3 protein-coding genes are annotated in these 2,771 nt (G+C 37.7%); all 3 read right to left on the bottom strand.

What is annotated here, in order from left to right:
- A partial coding sequence (locus JQM82_RS14945) for a DUF3881 family protein (protein WP_235251198.1) occupies positions 1-871 on the bottom strand: 871 nt, incomplete at its 3' end.
- 26 nt (positions 872-897) lie between these two features.
- Positions 898-2,187: a serine--tRNA ligase gene (gene serS, locus JQM82_RS14940; RefSeq protein ID WP_235251197.1), complete on the bottom strand. Its 1,290-nt coding sequence runs from the start codon at positions 2,185-2,187 to the stop codon at positions 898-900.
- A 27-nt stretch (positions 2,188-2,214) separates the two neighbouring features.
- A complete protein-coding gene (locus tag JQM82_RS14935) occupies positions 2,215-2,745 on the bottom strand; it encodes a DUF4446 family protein (RefSeq protein ID WP_235251196.1) in 531 nt (176 codons plus the stop codon).
- Positions 2,746-2,771: the final 26 nt, after the last annotated feature.

Raw genomic sequence — 2,771 nt, 5'->3', positions numbered from 1 at the left:
AATTAATCCTGCCCTGCATCCATACTTCTCCCCGGAATCTTCTTCCAATAGCCGGTTCTCCCATAACTTCCCCGACCGGGACACAGATATCAAAGGTAAGTTCATTTACCTCAAGTTTCATGATATACAACATTTCTTTCGTATATTCATTTTCCATCTTTTGATATTCCAGGATCTCACCCATAATTGAGTATCGGTCACACTCTACTCCGTAGGGCATAATATAGGTATCCACGATACTGAATACATCTTCTGTGATCAGTCTTCTGGATACTTCAGAATATGTATCAATATCTTCCAGTGTCAGGCTTTCTATTGCTGCAGGATCACCGGATTTTGCGGCGCTCATCAGCATCATTCTGTTTTGCGCTGTTTCCTGCTGCTTTTTTTCCTGTTCTTTATTCTTTTGTACCGGCAATAATATGGTTCCTCCATTACAGAGGCCAGCCAATGTAATGGAGGTATATTTTACAGATGTCTTATACAATTGCTTTTCTTTCAGATATTCAGGCAGATTCTGCAGATGAAAGATCAGACTGATTCCTATCTTCAGATCCTCACAGATCCCAACATATGCTTCCCGGTCAATTCTTCTCTCCACATATACGTCTGCATAGGATGTTATTCCTGTCCCTAAAAAATATGGAAGATAATAGCGCTGTGTAAATTCTTCGCGGATATCCATGTCTCCGAATACTGCAATTCCTATCCCCGCTCCATATTCTTTTTCGTATTCACAAAAATCTGTCTCTTCATCTAATACGATCAGATGATGTTCTGTGTATGATGTTTCAACCTGATCCAGTATTTCCTTCAATTGTCTTTTCTTATTAATTTTGCCAAATCCAATGGATTTCAGATATTGATGCATCGCATAGTCCTTATATTCAAATCTGATTATTTATTAGGTACAAGCTTAGTTGTTCCTCCCATGTATGGCTGAAGAACTTCTGGAATTCTAACAGTTCCGTCTTCCTGAAGATTGTTTTCAAGAAAAGCAATCAGCATTCTTGGAGGTGCAACTACTGTATTGTTCAATGTGTGTGCAAAATATTTACTTCCATCAGCACCTTTTACACGAATACCAAGTCTTCTTGCCTGAGCATCACCAAGATTTGAACAGCTTCCTACTTCAAAGTATTTTTTCTGTCTTGGAGACCATGCTTCTACGTCACATGATTTTACTTTCAGGTCTGCAAGGTCACCGGAGCAGCATTCCAGTGTACGAACAGGTATATCCATAGAGCGGAACAGGTCTACTGTGTTCTGCCATAATTTATCATACCAGATCTTGCTTTCTTCTGGTTTGCATACAACGATCATTTCCTGTTTTTCAAACTGATGAATTCTATATACTCCACGTTCTTCAATACCATGTGCCCCTTTTTCTTTGCGGAAGCATGGAGAATAACTGGTCAACGTCTGTGGAAGTTTTTCTTCTTCCAGCATGGTATCGATGAATTTACCGATCATAGAGTGTTCACTGGTTCCGATCAGATAAAGATCTTCTCCTTCGATCTTGTACATCATAGAATCCATTTCTGCAAAGCTCATAACACCGGTTACTACATTACTTCTGATCATGAATGGAGGAATGCAGTAAGTAAATCCACGATTAATCATGAAGTCACGTGCATAGGAAATAACTGCCGAATGAAGTCTTGCAATATCTCCCATCAGATAATAGAAGCCGTTTCCGGCTACTTTTCCGGCACTCTCAAGATCAATTCCATTGAAAGATTCCATAATCTCTGTATGGTATGGAATTTCATAATCAGGAACAACCGGATCACCATATTTTTGGATTTCTACGTTCTCACTGTCATCTTTTCCAATTGGAACAGAAGGATCGATGATATTAGGAATTGTCATCATGATCTTCTTAATGTTTGCTTCTACTTCTTTTTCTTCAGCAGATAATGACTCTACTCTTTCTGCATTTTCCTGAACTTTTTTCTTTAATTCTTCTGCTTCCTCTTTTTTACCCTGTGCCATACATGCACCGATCTGTTTTGATATTTTGTTTCTATCTGCACGGAGTGCTTCTACTTCCTGCTTGATATCTCTGTTCTTTTTATCTAATTCTAATACTTCATCTACCAGCGGCAATTTTTCATCCTGAAATTTTTTCTTAATATTCTCTTTTACTGCATCCGGATTATTTCTTACAAATTTAATATCTAACATTTTTTATCCTCCTCATGTTATCCTTTATTACTTTTTCTCAGTCTCCATGTTATAAGCATCATGAAAGATAGCCCGATCCAATGCTTCAGCTTCTTCTTCGGCCAGTTCTACATAGCTTTCTCCCTTCACAATCTCTTTTACATATGTGTAACAGCCTTCTCTGCTGTGCATTGCATTGATTATCCAACCATTGTTGTTATTGTCGAGCATTGCAAGCGCAAAACTGAGTTTTCCTCCCATCTCATTAAAGGCATCATATTTTACAATTCCTATTTTCTGATAGGTGCTTTCCAGTCTTTTATTGACTTTCTGAATATCCAGACGATTCTGTTTTGTATATTTCAAAATCGCCTCTACCTCAGCAAATCTTTCCTTCATGCTCTCTTCCAGAGTTTTTCCATCTTTTCCACGCATAAACGTCATATAACTGCTTTTCAAACGATTATATTTCATGGTTACATTTACATATAACACAAACAGTACTATGATTAATATTAGCAGAAATATGAATATAAACGCCGGATCGATTCCCAGTGCCTTAAGTATCTTACTATCCATTATTTTTTACTCTCCTCTTTTAATGC

It is taken from the genome of Faecalicatena contorta (assembly GCF_021531995.1).
Taxonomy (GTDB): domain Bacteria; phylum Bacillota; class Clostridia; order Lachnospirales; family Lachnospiraceae; genus Dorea_A; species Dorea_A contorta_A.
The sequence above is the reverse complement of the archived record's forward strand: the minus strand, read 5'-3'. Positions and strand labels throughout refer to the sequence as shown.